Annotated in this window: 12 protein-coding genes and 1 pseudogene; 6 read left to right on the forward strand and 7 right to left on the reverse strand. The window is 42.9% G+C overall.

Annotated features, from left to right (window positions below):
• Positions 1 to 23: 23 nt before the first annotated feature.
• Together G561_RS0103320 and G561_RS0103325 are read right to left on the reverse strand one after the other, a co-directional pair.
• Complete coding sequence (locus G561_RS0103320; RefSeq protein WP_028858279.1) at positions 24 to 605, reverse strand: hypothetical protein; 582 nt, start codon at positions 603 to 605, stop codon at positions 24 to 26.
• A 228-nt stretch (positions 606 to 833) separates the two neighbouring features.
• Positions 834 to 1,475: pseudogene (locus tag G561_RS0103325) on the reverse strand (ParA family protein); the annotation flags it as partial.
• 248 nt (positions 1,476 to 1,723) lie between these two features.
• Here G561_RS0103325 and G561_RS0103330 point away from each other — a divergent pair.
• Positions 1,724 to 2,215 carry a DUF2799 domain-containing protein gene (locus G561_RS0103330; protein WP_037031566.1) on the forward strand — a complete coding sequence of 164 codons (492 nt, stop codon included), beginning with the start codon at positions 1,724 to 1,726 and terminating at the stop codon, positions 2,213 to 2,215.
• Between the two features lie 94 nt (positions 2,216 to 2,309).
• Here the strand turns inward: G561_RS0103330 and G561_RS0103335 are convergent, their stop codons facing one another.
• The 3 genes from G561_RS0103335 to G561_RS0103345 all read right to left on the reverse strand — a co-directional run bounded on the left by G561_RS0103335 (position 2,310) and on the right by G561_RS0103345 (position 8,119).
• Entirely contained in the window at positions 2,310 to 3,542 is a 1,233-nt protein-coding gene (locus G561_RS0103335; protein ID WP_028858282.1) for a multidrug effflux MFS transporter, read from the reverse strand.
• Positions 3,543 to 3,801: 259 nt separating this feature from the next.
• Positions 3,802 to 4,617: a crotonase/enoyl-CoA hydratase family protein gene (locus tag G561_RS0103340; RefSeq protein WP_028858283.1), complete on the reverse strand. Its 816-nt coding sequence runs from the start codon at positions 4,615 to 4,617 to the stop codon at positions 3,802 to 3,804.
• Positions 4,618 to 4,672: 55 nt separating this feature from the next.
• On the reverse strand, positions 4,673 to 8,119 hold the full coding sequence (locus tag G561_RS0103345) for a histidine kinase dimerization/phospho-acceptor domain-containing protein (protein WP_028858284.1): 3,447 nt from the start codon (positions 8,117 to 8,119) through the stop codon (positions 4,673 to 4,675).
• A 208-nt stretch (positions 8,120 to 8,327) separates the two neighbouring features.
• On the opposite strand from G561_RS0103345, the gene cysM reads away from it, so the two are divergent.
• The 5 genes from cysM to mutM all read left to right on the forward strand — a co-directional run bounded on the left by cysM (position 8,328) and on the right by mutM (position 15,884).
• Entirely contained in the window at positions 8,328 to 9,275 is a 948-nt protein-coding gene (gene cysM / locus G561_RS0103350; protein WP_028858285.1) for a cysteine synthase CysM, read from the forward strand.
• A 173-nt stretch (positions 9,276 to 9,448) separates the two neighbouring features.
• The gene (locus tag G561_RS0103355; RefSeq protein WP_028858286.1) at positions 9,449 to 10,264 is read left to right on the forward strand and encodes a 3'-5' exonuclease; all 816 of its coding nucleotides are present in this window, start codon (positions 9,449 to 9,451) and stop codon (positions 10,262 to 10,264) included.
• A gap of 208 nt (positions 10,265 to 10,472) precedes the next feature.
• Positions 10,473 to 12,026, forward strand: a complete 1,554-nt coding sequence (gene rlmD, locus G561_RS0103360) for a 23S rRNA (uracil(1939)-C(5))-methyltransferase RlmD (protein WP_028858287.1) — start codon at positions 10,473 to 10,475, stop codon at positions 12,024 to 12,026.
• A gap of 307 nt (positions 12,027 to 12,333) precedes the next feature.
• Entirely contained in the window at positions 12,334 to 14,949 is a 2,616-nt protein-coding gene (locus tag G561_RS0103365; protein WP_373277671.1) for a RelA/SpoT family protein, read from the forward strand.
• Between the two features lie 2 nt (positions 14,950 to 14,951).
• Positions 14,952 to 15,884, forward strand: a complete 933-nt coding sequence (gene mutM, locus G561_RS0103370; RefSeq protein WP_028858289.1) for a bifunctional DNA-formamidopyrimidine glycosylase/DNA-(apurinic or apyrimidinic site) lyase — start codon at positions 14,952 to 14,954, stop codon at positions 15,882 to 15,884.
• Between the two features lie 184 nt (positions 15,885 to 16,068).
• Here the strand turns inward: mutM and mscL are convergent, their stop codons facing one another.
• Together mscL and typA are read right to left on the reverse strand one after the other, a co-directional pair.
• Positions 16,069 to 16,500, reverse strand: a complete 432-nt coding sequence (gene mscL, locus G561_RS0103375) for a large conductance mechanosensitive channel protein MscL (protein ID WP_028858290.1) — start codon at positions 16,498 to 16,500, stop codon at positions 16,069 to 16,071.
• A 336-nt stretch (positions 16,501 to 16,836) separates the two neighbouring features.
• The gene (gene typA, locus G561_RS0103380; protein WP_028858291.1) at positions 16,837 to 18,684 is read right to left on the reverse strand and encodes a translational GTPase TypA; all 1,848 of its coding nucleotides are present in this window, start codon (positions 18,682 to 18,684) and stop codon (positions 16,837 to 16,839) included.
• Positions 18,685 to 18,841 lie beyond the last annotated feature (157 nt).

The following is an 18,841-nucleotide window of genomic DNA, read 5'->3' on the forward strand; positions in this document are numbered from 1 at the left end:
AAATTTTGACAATTTTCAGCCTTTTAAGCCCCTTTATTAGCTAGCTTTTGGGCCCAAGCCTGCATGGTCGACTTTAGGGCAGATAATTCAGGTTCTATTTGCTGCACCTTAAAGTTTGGGTTGGTGGCAGGCTGTACGTAACTGCTGTCATGCCAAAACACTACCAAACTATTGGCTTTTAGATAGACCCCCTTAACCAAGGGCGCTATGCTGGGAGGTAGGCTTAGGGGTTCTCCCTCCAAGCGCTGAGCTAGCATTTGCTTAGAGGTCGAATGAGATCCTTCTAAAGAGGATGATTGAGGGTTTAAATCTGAGCCTTGAGCTTGAAAGTTCTCAAGTTTCAACATCCCATCAACAACTTGATAATGGGTTTCAGGAAATTTCATATCATCCATGATAAGAGAATACTGTCCGATCATCCCTTTACCAAACTCATTGTTGCGGCCGCGAATCCAATCGGGACAAGCAACCACCTTTGGATTTAGCTCCAACCTTCTGGCAATCATACGTAGCTTATCTAAGCGTATATCAACAGCACTGGGCTTAAGCGCCATGATTGTGCCCAATGCAAACATAGCAATAGCAATGGCTATCCAGGTACCCATAATTTCCCCGTAATTTTGACTCGCTGTCAGCTATAACAGCAACTGACAGGTGTAGTATAAATAGGGCGCTAGTTTAGTAGGTTTTTGTGGTTATTCATACCATGTTGAGCCATCATCTACTTTTTTTAATGTATTTTCCTGATCATTACTGCTGTTTGCCAACTTTTCTAAAGTAGCAGGTATCGTACTGTCTGCCAATACCTCTTGGTACTTACTGGCCACTTTTGGCATCAAAGCGTCCATCACTGGCTGCCACTGGGCTTGCACATCACGATAACGCTTTTGATTAAAATCAAAGATGCTCAGACCCTGTTCTGCCAACTGTGGATATAAACTTCTTTCACTCAGCCATGCTAAGGGAGGTTGTCCTATTTCAGTAAAAAACCCCTGTAAAGTTTGGTTGGTGCTACTCTGGGGGCGAATACGGTTGGCTAGTAAATGGATATCAACCTTGCCTTTACGTATACGCTTGATGTCTTGAATGGACTTTAAAAACTGCTTAGTGCTGTCCGCATCGAAGATAGAAGGTAGGACTGGAATTAAGATGGCCTTCGCTTCACTAATTAAAGACTCAGCGCGATCAGCGGTTAATGAGCCTGGTGCGTCAATAATTAACCAATCTTTCTTACCCAAGTTCTTGGCCGCTTTTTTTGGAAGCTCACCAATATCTTCTTCATCCCGCCAATCCACAGCATAAATCTTCGCGGCGGTGTTTGGACGCTGTTTTAACCAGCGCAAGCTAGATTTTTGCGGATCTGCATCTGCTAACGCCACACTCTGTCCTTGATTGGCTAAGGCAGCGGCTAAAGTAATTGCCACTGAGGTTTTGCCACACCCTCCTTTTTGATTTGCCACTAATACTGTTTTCATAGTTATGCCCATTATTGGTATTTAAAAACCAGGTTTTCCTTCTTATACTACTTATATATACGTGATTTAACGTAAATTCAATATTTAACTATTAACTTTGTTGCGTAAATGAGTCACCATACATAATAACAGAAGAAAAGTATTCTATAAGCACTGAACCTAATTCTGTTGTTAATTAATCTTGATTAAAGGAGATCTCAGGGGTTATCCCTTCTCCACTTTGGCATTCATCCTCAGGAGCAATCATTATGACTTTAATGCGTATGACTTTAGCCGGTAGTCTATTAAGCACTGCCCTCGCTCTGCTGTCCGGATGCGCCACCACTCAAGCCTTATCTCCTAAACAGTGTCAAGCTGGTAATTGGACCGAGATTGGCTATGCCGATGGTATAGTAGGCCGTTCGGGGGCCTATTTTGCAAAGCACGTAGAGAGCTGCACTCCGGTACCAGGCAGCACTCCTAATCGCGTGTTATGGGAACAGGGACGACAACAAGGCCTGAAGCAATTCTGTACCGAATTAAATGCCTATAAGCTGGGCCGTGAAGGTTACGCTTGGCAACCAGTATGTCCATTAGACGACATTGAGAAACTAGAAGAGGCTTACAATCAAGGTCGTTATTATTATCTGCGTCAACGTGATATGGAATATCTAAGCACCCCCTATCCTTGGGGATATGGCCGTTATGGTTACGGTCCTTATGGCTGGCACAGTCCCTTATGGCGTCCTCCAGTTTGGTAGTACTGAAGATTAAAACTAAAAAGACCTTTCCGCTAATGCCAAAAGGTCTTTTTTAATGCAAAAATTTGTCTGTTTAGAGGGCTTTACCTCGGTATCAACTTGCGCTATCCAAATTGAGGCTGCTGTCAATTCGGTAGACTAAAAACGTGCCCAACCACATTAATATGGTCATGGTTGCACCGAGTTTAAATACTGGATTAACTGGGAATAGATTAAGTAAAACGCCACCAAAAATGCCAACACAAAACATCAATGACCCTTGCAAGGCACTAGCCATACCAGCACGATGCTTCTGAAACGCTAAGGCAATCGCCGTAGCATTAGGCTGGGTCAACCCTAAGCCTGAAATACAAAAGAAAATAGAGGTCAGCACCAAGGGCAACCAAGCTTCTGAGCCATAAACAATGCCTAAAAATAACAAACAAGTAGCGGCTATCGTCTGTAGTGTGGCCCCAAAGCGCAGCAGTGAAATGAGGCGAAAACGATTGGTTAAAAACTGATTCACCTGAGTTAGCACAATAAATCCAGCTGCATTCATGCCAAATATAAAGCTAAATTGACTTTCTGTCAGACCATAACCATCCATCAATAACTCTGGAGCAGCACTGATATAGACAAACATTGAGCCCATTAATAACCCTGCGCCTACAGCAGGATAGCCAAAAGAAGGGTCTTTTAATAAATCCACATATTGACTAAATATGGTCTTTAAAGGACGAACGCTGCGGTTTTCTTCGGTCAAGGTTTCTTTAAAAAAGAACTTAGTCAGCAGCAGGTTTAATACGCCAAAAGCTGCCAAAAACCAAAAAATCGCATGCCAATCAAAAAACCTCAAAAAAGCAGCGCCTAATGACGGGGCTAAGATAGGTGCCAAACCCATGACCAGTACCATAATTGAGAAGGCTTTTGCCATTTGACGTGGTGGCATGGTGTCTCGAATGGCCGCTCGGGTAACCACTGCACCGACACAAGCCCCTAAAGCTTGCAGGGTACGGGCAGCAAATAACACATATTCACTGTCTGTGGTGGCACATATTATCGAGGCAATGACATATAACGTCATACCAAAGTAAAGGGGTTTTACTCGGCCGACACGGTCACTTAAGGGTCCGTAAATAAGCTGACCAAAAACCAAACCTATAAAATAAGCCGGCACTGAGTTGGAAATCCGAGCGGTACTCACCCCAAAGTCTTTAGCCATCGTTGGCAAGGCCGGTAGATACATATCTATCGACAACGGACCAATAGCCACAATGAGCCCAAGCATCATAATCCAGGCTACAGGCATGGGCTGTTTATCAGCAGGAGTCGTTTGTTTTTTTGACATAAAATATATATAAAGACCCAATAAAATTAAAAGCCAGTCTCCCCGAAAAGAAACTGGCAAAACTGGCTGTTTTAAATTAGGTTAGGTTAACTAACCATCGTCATTCATTAAAAAAATAGAGGAGCTAATAAGCTAAGCCTACCCTAATATCGCCGTTAGTCAATCAAAATTACGCAAGCTTACTTAACCATAAAACAACATGACTAATCCTGGTTTTTTAGTAGCTACTTAAAACAAAAAAAGCCACCTTCCAGACCAATTAACTAAACTGACGCTTTAAAAACTGCACCCCACTGTCCTTGGCTTTTTTTATTGCCAGCTTACGGTTTTTACCACCGCCCATAAGCTTAAGCTGCCACATTTTTTCTTGATACAAGGCACAAAAGCTTTGCTTAGTCATATGGTTTATGACCCGTTTACTGGCCAATACCGCATCTGGCGAGCGACTAGCAATCTCCTCTGCTAAGGCTTGGGCTTTCTGATAAGGATTGTCATCCACATGGCTCACTAAATGTAACTGTTCAGCTTCTTCGGCTGAGATTAAACGGGCGGTCATGGTCAGCTCTTTTAGGGTATCTACTGGCAAAACGTGCAAAGCAGATTGGGTTAATCCCATGTCGGGTACTAAACCCCATTTTGCCTCCATAATGGCAAACTGGCAGTCCGGGCTCGTAATACGAAAATCACAAGCTAACGCCAATTGCATGCCAGCCCCAATACAGTAACCATGAGTGGTGATAATGACCGGCATCGGGACTTCACGCCATATCAAACAAACTCTTTGAAAGATGCTTTGGGTGGGTTTTAGCAGCTCATACAATCCCATAAGGGCATTTTTAGGGTTATTCAAATCGCCCAAGTCGATGCCCGCACAAAAAGTATCACCCTCTCCATTAATAATAACCGCACGAATAGCTCGGTCTTTTTTTAGAGCCTTGGCAACATTGATTAGCTCTGCCATCATTTGAAAACTCATCGCATTTTTTTTGTCAGGACGATTTAGGGTTACAGTCAAAATATCATTGGCCTCACTTAAGGTGACGGTCTGGTAGGTCTTGGTTAGTAGGGATGACATAGCTTCTCTCTTTTTATTTAATTGTCCAGGTTAGTTCCATTAACTAGTGATAAACTTAGATCATTTTCCAGGTCATATCATTTTCACTCAAAGTTTTCTCTTCGCTGTCTTGCATTTGTTTGGTTATATAAGCATCTAAATCTAATGCTTGCAACACTTTTAAGCTAGAAACCAGCGCCGTATAGTACTCCTCCAACATAGCAAACTGTGCAGGCGTAGTGTGCTGCACGTTTAACAAGCACTTGTCCTCTAGGTCTTGGCTGGCTTGACGGATTTGGGGCACACCAGAGTAGCGACTTGCTCCTAATATTCTATGCGCAATTTGTGCCAACTGCTCTCTGTCTCTATTGTCCCAAGCCTTTTGCAAATCTAGTAACTCATCTTTTACAGAATCCTGCATCATCAGTAGCAGCTGTTTGGCCAAGTCTGCTTTGTTCGCCGACCGCATTAAAGCATCTCGCCAATCCACTACCGGCATCTCGCCACTATCTGTAGTAGAAGCTGTCTCACTACCTTGCTTTTGCTTTAATGCAATGTCATTAGATCGCGCCGATTTACTTTGTTTTAAAGCACTTGAGACCGCCTCTCCCCCTCGTCCTAGCCAGCGCTGTAGAATTTGTAACAATTGCGGACGACTGATGGGTTTGCCGACATAATCATCGATGCCCGCTGCTATAAGCTTATCTTTGCCATCCGCCAAGCCATGCGCTGTCAACGCAATAATGGGTAAGCGCTTGGTGTAGTTTAAATGCTCTTTTTGCGCCTCTTCTTCTAATTGACGTATCTTTTTCGCAGCTTCATCCCCAGACATTCTAGGCATTTGAACATCCATAAACACCAAATCAATTTTAGTGTTTTTGCTGTCTTTTGCTGAGCTTGAACCAGCAGCGCCCTCTATTCTGGATTGCTCTGAATAGTCATATGTGTCATACATAATCTGCTTACCGATTATGTCTACTGCATCATAGCCACTATTGGCCGTAATGACTTTAATACCCAGCTCACTGAGTAGGGCATCAAGCACCAACAAGTTTGGCAGATGATCGTCAACTGCCAACACCGTTATCCCTTGCCAAGTCGGCGGCGCAACCATAGTAGAGACATTAGTGGTCCGTGTATCTAGCATGCTATACAGTTGGCGCTTATCAAGGGGCTGATAAAGGCCCGTCGCCTTATAACGCTCCAGTAAGGTTGCATCTAAAGCCACTTGATAGCCATAAATGGCTAGTTTGCCTTGATAATGCAGGCGAATTTGCTTTAGCAGAGCCGCCCTATCCTCTCTAGTCTCACTTTCACCTCCATCAATGACCACCCAATTCCAGCTATTACCGCCTTCTTTTAGCTTCTCTAAGGCACCTGCCAACGAACGGGCTATGGTTACATTCATATTCAGCGGTCGAGTCGCTGCCATAAACACTTGAATACTTGGGGCATGGTTTATCCATACCAACATCTCAAAGGGCTTATCATCAATTGTCGATGATTGGGCAAAGGGACGCAGTACTGGCAGCCTTATTTGATCCTCATTATCAATGTCTTCATGAGTCGCCCCAAACTCGATATCATCAGGCAAGTCTACTTCTATATGAGCTGGAATTGTGAACCAAAAAGTAGCTCCTGTACGTACTGAACCTGTATTAGCAGTACTTTGCAAAGTAGTGTCTGCCAATAATCCCTGGCCATTTATATTGACCTTATCATTGTCATAAAAACCAATACTGCCGCCCATCAGTTTGGTCAACTGCTTAGAAATAACCAGTCCTAAGCCGGTACCACCATACTGCCGGGTAATCGAAGGATCGCCCTGGCTGAAGCTTTTAAATAATTGACTCTTAGCGCTCTCAGATAACCCATGACCTGTGTCTTGAATGGCAATATGAATCATGCTGCCACCGTTCAGATGGTTTTCACTTGAGACTTGTCCCGCACCAGCACTCTGAACGCTGTCTGAGTCCTTATCAATTACTGTTGCCTCTTCAATCTCATCGATACCGACTCGGACTACAACCTCCCCCACATCGGTAAATTTAATGGCATTGCCTACCAGATTGGTCAGTACTTGCTTCACTCGCAGTGCATCACCAATGATGGTGTTGGGCACATCGTTATAGTACATCACCGCCATACGCAGCCCTTTTTCAGCGGCTAACGGCGACAACATATCCATCACATCATAAATGGCTGAGTACAAACTAAATTCATGCTTATCCAGCACCAGCTTACCGGCTTCAATTTTTGAGAAGTCCAAAACGTCATTGACCAGGGCCAATAAGTGAGCGGAAGATTTGCGGATGGTTTGCACATATAAGTCTTGCTCGGCAGTTAACTCTCCATGCCGCGCTAGAAGGTTAATAAAGCCATCAATACTATTTAAAGGGGTGCGTAATTCATGGCTAATGTTGGCTAAGAAAGCAGATTTTGCTTGGCTACTAGATATGGCCTGATCTCGAGCTTCTCGAATAAAGATATTTTGCATCTCCATTTCATCAAAAGCATCGCGCAGATCATCTTCAGTCTGGTCAGAATGGTCTTTTAACTCCTGAAAATCCCCATATAGCCGTCTAAAGGTCTTTAATAAATCCTGCTGTAGTAAATTCAATTCACCGGTGGATTTAATATTCACTGGCAAATACATATTTTCAGGGGTAATCTGCTGTAAATACAACCGCAAATCATAAATAGGCGCAATCCAGCTCTTGGCATAAGTATTCAAGCTGAGAAGTAGCATAAGCAAGGTAAATAGACCGGTAATACCTAACCCCAACCAAACCTTTAGCTGAGCTATGGTTAACGGCTCATTGTCCATATCAACGAACAACCAGTATTTTGTGCCCTCATAGTTTCCCAATAGGTAGCCATAAGCCGTGCCAATATCAGTGGGAACACCTGACACAAACCCCTGTTGATCAACCGCAGTCTTATCAATCAATTTTTGTGGATTAATATTAATCCAAGGCTCAATGCTTTGATTTCCCGAAAAAGCCAAAACCTTACCACCCTCATCAATAATAGCCACCCGCTGGATATGCTGATTATTATTCATTGAAGATAAGATATAGCTAATCCGCTTTTGGATATCATCTAAAGAGTTAAGATTTCTTTCAAGCTCTTGACTATCAATGATACCGTCAACACCTTGAAGCTCTTCAGGCACGGACATATTGGCAACTTGAGAGCTTGAGTCTCGAACAACTTCAGCCTTGCTACTAACGGTTGAGGTAGATTGGTTTGACTCCAAGTTTTCGGACAAGGCTTCTCTGGGCAAATCTTCTTGCACTTGTTTACCCTGGTTCTTTAAAATCACAGGTAGTAGCTGCTTCACCATGGGCTCATAGCGTATCAGTGCTGCTGTGGCCAAAGTGCGCTGCTCAGACTTAATAGCTTTACTTGACTCTCTTTCTACCAAGTAGGCCCCAACGGCTGCCAACACCACAATGGGCAAAAATACCAGTAAGATGAGCTGTGCATAGGCACTACTAAAATCGATTATTTTTTTTTGCATGGGAAGTAGACTTTATTTAGGGGCATGAAAGCCACAATAGATTAGAGCCAAGTAAAAGTAAATAAACAACCAGCTATATATAAGCAGAGGCCACGATAAGTGTAACAGGTTTTAACGTATTGCAGATAACCTGATGGGACTCAAAATGGTATAATCTTTTGCATTTATACTTCTATAATAAAACTGATAACTTGTACTGAGGCTCTTTATGTCAAATTCGACTCAAACCCCTGCGAACTTCTTCAACCAAGTCACAACCTTATCAAACTGCGTAGGCAACACCCCTTTGGTTGCGCTACAGCGTTTACCTCAACTTGAAGGAGTGGACACTCAGGTACAGGTCTTGGCCAAGTTAGAGGGCAACAACCCAGCCAGCTCAGTTAAGGATCGTCCGGCTTTTAACATGATCCATCAAGCCGAAAAGCGCGGTCAAATTAAGCCTGGTGATACCCTGATTGAAGCCACCAGTGGCAATACCGGTATTGCTTTGGCTATGGTTGCAGCCATGCGTGGCTATAATATGATTCTGTTAATGCCCACCAACTCTACCCAAGAACGCAAAGATGCTATGGCGGCTTATGGAGCCACTTTAATCGAAGTAGATGAAGGTATTGAGGCGGCTCGTGACCAAGCATTACAGTTACAAGCTGAGGGCAAAGGCATCGTGCTAAATCAATTTGCCAACCCTGACAACAGTGCGGCCCACTATGAAACGACAGGTCCAGAGTTATGGCGTCAAACTGACGGACGTATTACTCACTTCATCAGCTCAATGGGCACCACAGGAACCATTTCTGGGACTGGTAAATACTTAAAAGAGCAAAACCCTGATATTCAAGTCATTGGCCTGCAGCCTGATGATGAGTCTTCTATTGCTGGTATTCGCCGCTGGCCTGAAGAATACAAGCCAGAGATTTATGACCCAACTGTTATCGACCGTATTATGGATATTAGCCAATATACAGCAGAGGTCTATATGCGTAAGTTGGCCCGTACCGAAGGAATTTTAGCAGGGGTATCTTCTGGAGCAGCCGCTTGGGCCGCTATCCAAGTGGCTAAAGAGATTAAAGACACCCAGCCAGACGCGGTAATTGCTTTTATCGTTTGTGATCGTGGTGACAGATATCTATCTACCGGCTTGTTTACCGCCGAGTAATCACCTGGCAAACAATTGCTTGGTAAATAGCTACTTAGAAAACCATTACTTAGAAAATAATCACTTGGCTATAAAAGCAAAGATAAGAAAGTTAATTACACCGACAGAGCACTTGCCGGTGCAATTGGCTTGTAATACTTAGCTTTCAATACTAAAAACACAGTAGATACGCTATGACTGATCTTTTAAAGCAACCTGTCTTGGTATTCGACATCGAAACCGTCGCTGATATTGACGGCGCTCGCCGGGTTTATCCTCAGTTGGCCGACCTTAGCGATGAAGATGCGTTGACCGCTTTAACCAGCCTACGTGTCCAAGAGTCAGGAGATGATTTTATGCGTCTGCCCCTGCATAAGATTGTGTGTATCTCTGTGTTTTATTTGAAAGACGGTCAGCTCTCCCTGTTTTCTCTCACGGCTGAAACTCTTAGTGAAAAAGAAATTATATCTACCTTCTTCCGTGCCTTTAAAGACCTTAAAACCTTACCGCAGTTGGTCAGTTGGAATGGGTCAGGATTTGACATCCCAGTATTGATTTACCGGGCAATGTTATACGATTTAAGCGTTCCTTTACTGTTTGAGGAAGGCAATCGCATTACTGCCATGCGCTATGATAATTACGTCAATCGCTTTCACACCCGGCATCTTGATTTAATGGACCGTTTCAGTCAGTACGGTAGCAGTCGCCGTGAAGCCATGACTATTGTAGCCAACTTATATGGTTTGCCAGGCAAGCGCGAGCTTGATGGCAGCCAGGTTGGCGATATGGTGGCGCAGAAGCAGTGGCACGAACTTGCCATTTACTGCGAGTCAGATGTCCTTAATACTTGGCTTATCTACCTGCGGTGGATGCGTTTGATAGGCCATCTATCTTCAGCTGATTTTGACATTTGGCAAGATCAAACTCGCGACTTTTTGCAAAATAAATTTGAAGAGGATAGCAGTATTCGCCATCAGGACTTTTTAGCGCACTGGCCGGTCTCCCATTAATCACTTTTTAGGATTGATGGTTAAAACATTTATCCTTCTATCATGCCTTAGCTCACCAATTTATTTCCAAATCCCTAACCCTTAATAGATTTAGCCCCTTTTAAAGCAGTTATTGCTAACGCTTCAGTCTCGACCAAGGGCTTTATGTGTTAAAATCTCACTAATATTTACCCTTAATTTTTGGCACATTTAACAGACAGGCAGGTTTATGCAGCCCACCGATAATACAAACAATACCCCATCTCCAACCGATAGTCGCACCAATAACGCCTCTTTAGCGGCAGCTCCAAGCAAGAAGCTTTCTAAGACCAGCTCAAGAGTGCGTCGCCGCTTGAAAGACGCTGCGCCGCTTCCTTTCAAAATTGACGGCTTATCTCATGATGGTCGGGGTGTGGCTATTTATGGCAATGAGTTTGGCGCTGACCAAGGTCATATTGAAGAAAAGCATGGCAAAAAGGTATTTGTCAGCTTTGCCTTACCTAATGAATCCGTTACTGTGCGCCTAACCAATAGCCGTAAAAGCTTTGAAGAAGGGGATGCGGTTGAATTAATTGAAAATCCTCATCCACAGCGTCAGACCCCGCCTTGCCCACACTTTGGAATATGTGGTGGTTGTAGTTTGCAACATTGGCAGCCTGATGGGCAGATAGCTTTTAAACAAACCGTATTAGCAGAACTGCTTCAGCATCAAGCCGACGTTCAGCCTGACAATTGGCTACCACCTGTAGTAGCAGACCGTCTAGGTTATCGCACCAAAGCACGTATGGGTGTGCGCTATGTTGCCAAAAAAGACAGTGCGTTGGTTGGCTTTCGTGAGCGTAACAGCAACTTCTTAGCCGAGTTAAATGAATGTCATATTCTAGATGAGCGCATTGGATTTGAAATTGAGAATCTAAAAGCATTAATCAGCTCACTTGAATCACGCTCACATATTGCTCAAATTGAGCTAGCAATGGGTGAAGCGATACCAGAGCTAGCCGATGGCGACCAGCCTGTGGCACTTATTTTACGTCATCTTGAACCGCTGTCTGAAGCTGATATCGACAAGCTAAAAACTTTCTTTAAAGCCCGCAACTGGCAGCTTTATTTGCAATCGAAAGGTCCTGACAGCATCGAGCGTATTGCACTACACGACACCGATGATTTAACGGAGCAGTTTGGCCGTTTGTATTATCAACTGCCTGAATTTGACCTAACTTATGAGTTTATTCCGACCGATTTCACCCAGGTCAACTTGTCTGTGAACCGTAAGATGACCAAGTTGGCATGTGACTTGCTAGACTTAAAGCCTGGTGAGCGCGTACTGGACTTGTTTAGTGGCTTGGGTAATTTCAGCCTGCCTTTAGCCCGCTTAGTAGGCGGTAAAGATGGAACCCAAGGCCTGGCCATTGGGGTTGAAGGCTCAGACGCTATGACCGCCCGCGCTGCAGATAATGCCAAACGCAATGGCATTAGCAATACTGAGTTTTATAATCAAGATTTGACCCAAGATTTTAGTGAGCAGCCGTGGGCGCAGCAAGGCTTTGATGCTATCTTAATTGATCCGCCGCGTTCTGGTGCTTGGGAAGTTATGCAGTATTTGCCTCGTTTTAATGCCTCACGCATTGTTTATGTGTCTTGTAACCCCGCTACACTGGCTCGTGACACCAAAGCTTTGATTGAACAGGGCTACCGCCTAACAGATGCTGGAGTGATGGACATGTTCTGTCACACCGGTCATGTTGAATCAATTGCCCGCTTTGAAAAAGTAGACTCTGTTTAGCTCGATACTGCTTAACTGTAAACTATAGTGAGACTGTTTAACATTATGTTTTATAAGCTGCAGAGGCCTATATGCAAACTAAGGGTTAACTAAGCTCACTATAGTATTAAAGGATTTTGATTACTTGCTATACAATACTTACAAAGTATGTTTTATTAGATCATGGATTACCTTGGTTCACAACTGTTCACAGAGCACAACTTGAAATATTTTTAATAGATAAGATAATAATAAACGATAGTTAAGTAATAGCATACAACATAGTATAGGACTCGGTTTAGGCTTTTAACTTGAACCCGTCTAACATATGTTAAGGGAGGAAGACTTGGTAAAAGTTCGCGAAGGGTTGCCCCTTATTGATGGTCAAACAACAACTGAAGACAGTGCCTCCCTAGCTGCGCAAATGATTGCTCAGCAGCAACATGGTTACTATAAACCTGGTGCTAATGAATCCTTTAAGTTGCTTAATGAAGATTTAAAAAAGCAACTGGCCACCTCCAAGCTTACTACAGCCATGGACCGCTCTATTCAAGCGGACTTCCTACCTCTTAACGATGCAGAATTAGTGGAACGGGTACAACTTGACACCCTAACCTACTCTCATAACACGGCCTATACTCCAGACTCTGAAAATAAATCTAGTCCTACCGATGAGCAAAACAAAGATAAAGTCTTAGCCGAAAATACCATCATTGATTTACCCGCTTGGCTAAAAGCTGTGTCTAATCGGGTTAATATTCCCGAATTACCAGATTTGGCAAAAGCCTGTGAGATGGTCGGTAGAAAATCTAGCTTAGAATCCGAGGACAACCGCTCCAGTGCCTACATGACGGGTATCGGTATGACCGATATTCTTACTTATCTATACCAAGATGAGGATGCGTTAACTGCTGCTATGCTGTATCGTGCGGCGCGTACCAACCTTATCTCCAACGAGCGTATCGAAGAAGCTTTCGGCAGTGAAGTGGCCAAATTGGTTAGAGATGCCTTGGCTTTGGGTCAGTTGTCTGAAACTATCGAGAGCAATAAACGCTTAGAAGACCATTTCGTTAATAATCAACGCGAGCAGCTGTCAAACATTTATAGCATGCTAATCTCAATGACCAATGATGTACGTGTGGTACTCATTAAGCTGGCTGAGCGTACCTTTGCCATGCGTGAGCTGTCCTACGCCAGTGAAGAGCGTAGACAACGTGTGTCACGTGAGGTTATGACTATTTATGCCCCTTTAGCACACCGTTTGGGTATCGCTCAGATTAAGTGGGAGTTAGAAGACTTAGCGTTTCGCTATCTTGCCCCTGATCGTTATAAAGAGATTGCCAAGCTCCTATCTGAAAAGCGCAGTGAAAGGGAAGAATACATCGAACGGGTGCAAGCACAGCTCGAAACAGCCTTGGCCGAAGCTGGCATTAAAGGGGAAGTTTCAGGACGGGTTAAGCACATTTATTCTATCTACCGTAAGATGAAGCTAAAAGGCTTATCATTTGATCAACTCTATGACATTAGAGCATTGCGGGTGTTGGTCGATACTCAAGCTGAGTGTTATCACACCTTAGGGCTCGTTCATGGTATGTGGCGTCATATACCAGAGCAATTTGATGACTATATTACCAATCCTAAAGCCAATGGTTATCGCTCATTACATACTGCAGTTATTGCCGAAAACAAATCCTTAGAAATTCAAATTCGCACCCATCAGATGCATTTTGAAGCTGAACTCGGTATGTGTGCTCATGTCAATTACAAAGAAGGTGGCAAAAATAAGCAGGATGCTTACCTCAATCAGAAAATTAACTCTCTACGTCAATTATTATTGGCAGGCAGTGATAGCACCAATAAAAACTTGTCACCCGAGGGCATCATTGATGAGTTTGACTTAGAAGAAGACGAAGAACAACTGGTAGACTTCGGCGAATTAGAGCACATTTACGTGTTTAGCCGTGATGGAGACATTACCGAACTACCTAAAGGTGCTACAGTTTTGGACTTCGCTTACTACGTGCATACTCAGGTAGGTAACCGTGCCCAAGCAGCGCGGGTGAACCAACGTTATGTTCCCCTCACCTATCAGTTAAAAACTGGTGAACAGGTAGAGATAATTACCAAGTCATCACGGGAGCCAAACCGAGATTGGCTGGTTCCTTCCTTGGGCTACATTCAAACCTCGCGTGCTCGCTCAAAGCTACGTCAATGGTTTAATAAGCAAGACCGTGATAAAAATATAGAAATTGGCAAACAGATGCTAACAAAAGAGTTGAGCCGCTTATCGGTTCATCCCAATAGCATTAATTTAAAAGACTACGTCAAACATTTCAATGTCAACTCTGCTGATGATATCTTAGTAGGCTTGGTCACCGGTGATATAGGCCTTCATCAGCTGACAGGACACATCTCACGAGAGCTTGACTTAGTCACCGATAAGGAAGAGCAAGACTATACCCCAAGCGTACATCCTAAAGTCACTGGGAAGCTCGACGCTTATAAGATTAATATTGACGGTCTCGATAATATAGAAACTCGATTCGCTAACTGCTGTCAGCCGGTATACGGTGAGCCTATCGCGGGTTTTATTACTCAAAGTAGTGGGGTCTCTATTCACAATCGAGGCTGTGCAGAATACAACCGTTTAATTGAGCGGGAACCTGAACGTGAAATCTCGGCTTCTTGGGTATCACAGCAGACCAGTTATCAGCCCGTTGAAATCATAATTGAGGCTTATGATAGAAGAGGCTTACTTCGCGACCTAACCCAAGTTATTGATAAAGAAGATGTCAATATTCGCGGCGTAGATACCAATAGTGATGATGATAATGTGGCACACCTCAAGTTCCGTCTCGAGGTGACCGGTTTATCACAATTATCAAAATTGCTGGCCAAGCTTGAACAACAGCCGGGTATCTTACATGCGAGAAGAGCTGTCTAATTATGCCTGAGTTACCTGAAGTCGAAACTACTAAAACAAGTTTAAAGCCGCTACTTAATAAAAAAGTAGAAACAGTTGAGGTCTTTCAACCTAAGCTACGTTGGCAGGTCCCCGAGGATATTGATAGCCTGCAAGGCTATGTGCTAGATAATATTCAGCGCCGAGCTAAGTATTTAATTTTGCATTTTAAAAATAATATGCAGCCTGGCACAGCTGAAGTCGCTACCACGCAGCCACATACCAAGGCTTTAATCATTCACTTGGGCATGTCTGGCAGTTTGCAACAATTTCCCACAGGCACAGATAAACGTAAGCATGACCATGTAATCATGCAGTACGCTAGTGATAATAACTCGGAAAAATCAATTCAGTTACACTACCATGACCCTCGCCGCTTCGGCGCTATTTTGTGGTTGGAAGACTATGAACAAAAACTGTTAGCTCACTTGGGAGCAGAGCCTTTGGATGCAGAGTTCTCAGGAGACTATTTATACGATAAAGTTCATCGTATCTCTGAAAACGAAGCTCGAAATCAGCTTAATAAACCTCCCTTAAAGCCCATCAGTCGCCCAATCAAAGCGGTGATAATGGATCAAGTTTTTGTGGTAGGTGTAGGCAATATTTATGCCACTGAAAGCCTCTTTTTATCTGGTATTCATCCTAGCACTCCCGCCAATAAACTTACCAAATCCCAGCTCTCTGTATTAGCAGAGCATATTCGTGCAATATTAAAACGTGCCATTACCCAAGGTGGCTCTACACTAAGAGATTTTACCGTGGCCAGTGGCACTACCGGTTATTTTCAGCAGACTTTACTGGTCTATGGCAGGCACAAAATGCCCTGTCCCACCTGTGACACTCCTATTGAGAAGGTGACTATTACTGGTCGTGCTAGTACTTTTTGTCCAAACTGCCAGCCTGAGCCCCGCTCATAAAGCACAATAAAGATCACAGAATAAGCCTGAATTTTGGCAAATAAAAAAGAGACTAACCTAAGGTTAGCCTCCTTTTTTACTTTTAAGTGTCTTGTAACTTATACCATTACTAAATTGAGAATTACTGCTTTGAGTGGTTTCTGTATTAATAATTACTGTATTTATAGCTACTGTATATTAAGAGTTACTTGCTTAGCTTTTGGCTAATTTCACGAAGCAATAAAACTTCTTCTGACGGAGTCTCTTCAACCACCTCTTCCACATCATTATTACGACGCATTTTGTTCATACCTTTCACCATCATGAAGATAATGAAGGCTAAGATTAAGAAATTAATAAGTACCGTTATGAAGCTACCATATGCCAGTAAAGGAACACCCGCTGCTTTTAAGGCATCATAAGTCATGGCAACGCCTTCTGGGGCATCACCTAATAAAATGAACATATTCTTAAAGTTAATCTCACCACCAGCGATGAAAGCAACGATTGGCATAATCACATCTTCAACTAAAGAGTTGGTGATGCCTGAGAATGCGCCACCGATGATCACACCCACTGCCAAATCCATAACGTTACCCTTTAGGGCAAACTCTTTAAACTCTGAAATTATACTCATAATTAATCCTCCAAAAGATTAACAAAAAAAGCACAAGCAACTACAGTAAGCATATAAGTAAATGCTTATCACACTTGTATAAAAAAAGGGGTAAAAATAAATAGAAGCTCATCAAGAAAGATGAGTTGTTTTGTTTCTTTTAGAATATGTTAAAAATAATTGGGTAAACAAAAAGAGTTAACATAGACTATGTGCCTATATTAACTCTTATCAAATACCGATCCGTAGTCAAAATGTAAACAATCTTTAGCTTTACAGTAAGCTATAAGCTTTATAAAACCTAGACTTTCATCAAAGCTTTTTTCACATTATGACTTATGGATATAAGTAGCTGATTTACTTCTCTTTTTTACGACCGTGACGCTTACGCTCACTTTCAGTCAAATATTTCTTACGTAGACGTATCGACTTAGGAGTTACTTCAACTAGCTCGTCATCTTCGATAAACTCAAGCGCTTGTTCTAAAGTGAACTTAATAGGTGGAACTAGAGTTAACGCTTCATCGGTACCACTGGCACGTACGTTGGTTAACTGCTTAGCGGTAGTTGGGTTAACCACCATGTCGTCACTACGTGAGTTAAGACCAACAATCATACCCTCATACACTTCAAGTTGAGGTTCCGCAAACAGCTTACCACGCTTTTGAAGGTTAAATAAGGCATAGCCCAAGCAAACGCCGTTTGCCATTGATACTAACACCCCATTAACACGACCACCCACATCACCCACTTTCTGAGGACCATAATGTGAGAAACTTGAGGTTAAAATACCAGTACCAGAAGTTAACGTCATGAACTCAGAGCGGAAGCCAATAAGACCACGTGCTGGCATAACAGCTTCGATACGCATACGACCTTTACCATCAAGTTGCATATCGGTCATTTCACCTTTACGCAGACCAACCTGCTCCATGATGGTACCTTGGTGCTGCTCTTCCACATCAAAGATTACGTTTTCATACGGCTCTTGAAGTTTACCGTCAACTTCTTTAACAATAACTTCTGGACGTGAAACTGCTAATTCATAACCTTCGCGACGCATATTTTCAATCAATACTGATAAGTGCAGCTCACCACGACCAGAAACCTTAAATTTCTCAGCCGAATCAGTATCTTCTACACGTAAGGCAACGTTATGAATAAGCTCGCGCTCTAAACGTTCACGGATATTACGTGAAGTAACAAATTTACCTTCACGCCCTGCGAAAGGAGAGTTGTTTACTTGGAAGGTCATAGAAACTGTTGGCTCATCCACTGTTAATGGTGGTAAAGCTTCAACATGGTTGGGATCACAAATAGTATCAGAGATATTTAAAGCATCAATACCCGTAATACAGATAATATCACCCGCCTGTGCTTCCTCAACATCAATACGATCTAGGCCATGGTAACCCATAATTTTAAGGATACGACCATTGCGAGTTTTACCGTCTTTATCAATAACGGTTACTGGAGTATTGGTAGAAATACGACCACGCTCAATACGTCCAACACCTATAACCCCTACGAAGTTATTATAATCTAGGCTTGAAATCTGCATACGGAATGGCGCATCCGCATCCACTTGTGGTGGTTCAACTTTATCCACAATGGTTTCAAATAATGGGGTCATGTCATCAGCTAAGTTATCTGCATCTAGACCAGCGATGCCATTAAGAGCTGAAGCATAAACAACGTTAAAATCTAGTTGTTCATCACTGGCACCCAAATTGTCAAATAGATCAAATATTTGATCCATTACCCAATCAGGACGTGAACCAGGACGGTCAATCTTGTTAATCACAACAATAGGTTTCAAGCCTTGCTCGAACGCCTTTTGAGTAACGAATCGAGTTTGTGGCATAGGACCATCAATGGCATCAACCACCAGTAGTACGCAGTCAACCATAGACATTACGCGCTCTACTTCCCCACCAAAGTCGGCGTGACCTGGGGTATCTACAATATTAATGCGATATTCGATATCTGTTTTGGGATGTCGCCATTTAATGGCTGTATTTTTTGCAAGAATCGTAATACCACGTTCCTGCTCAATTGCGCCTGAATCCATTGCGCGTTCCGCAATATTTGCACGATCGTCGAAGGTACCAGATTGATGTAATAATGTATCAACTAGGGTTGTTTTACCATGGTCGACGTGAGCAATAATAGCGATATTGCGTAAATTTTGTATTTCATTAGACATATTTTGAAGACTCAATATTTTTCGGGTAATAATCAGTAACTCTTTTCACGCTCGCAGTATAACACCTTTGTATTACAGTTAATTAACTGATTTTATGAATGCTTTAAGAAAAATGTAAAGGTTACTCAAAGTATATAACAAAAAAAAGCCACCAATT

The sequence above is a fragment of the Psychrobacter phenylpyruvicus DSM 7000 = NBRC 102152 genome, assembly GCF_000685805.1.
Lineage (GTDB): Bacteria > Pseudomonadota > Gammaproteobacteria > Pseudomonadales > Moraxellaceae > Psychrobacter > Psychrobacter phenylpyruvicus.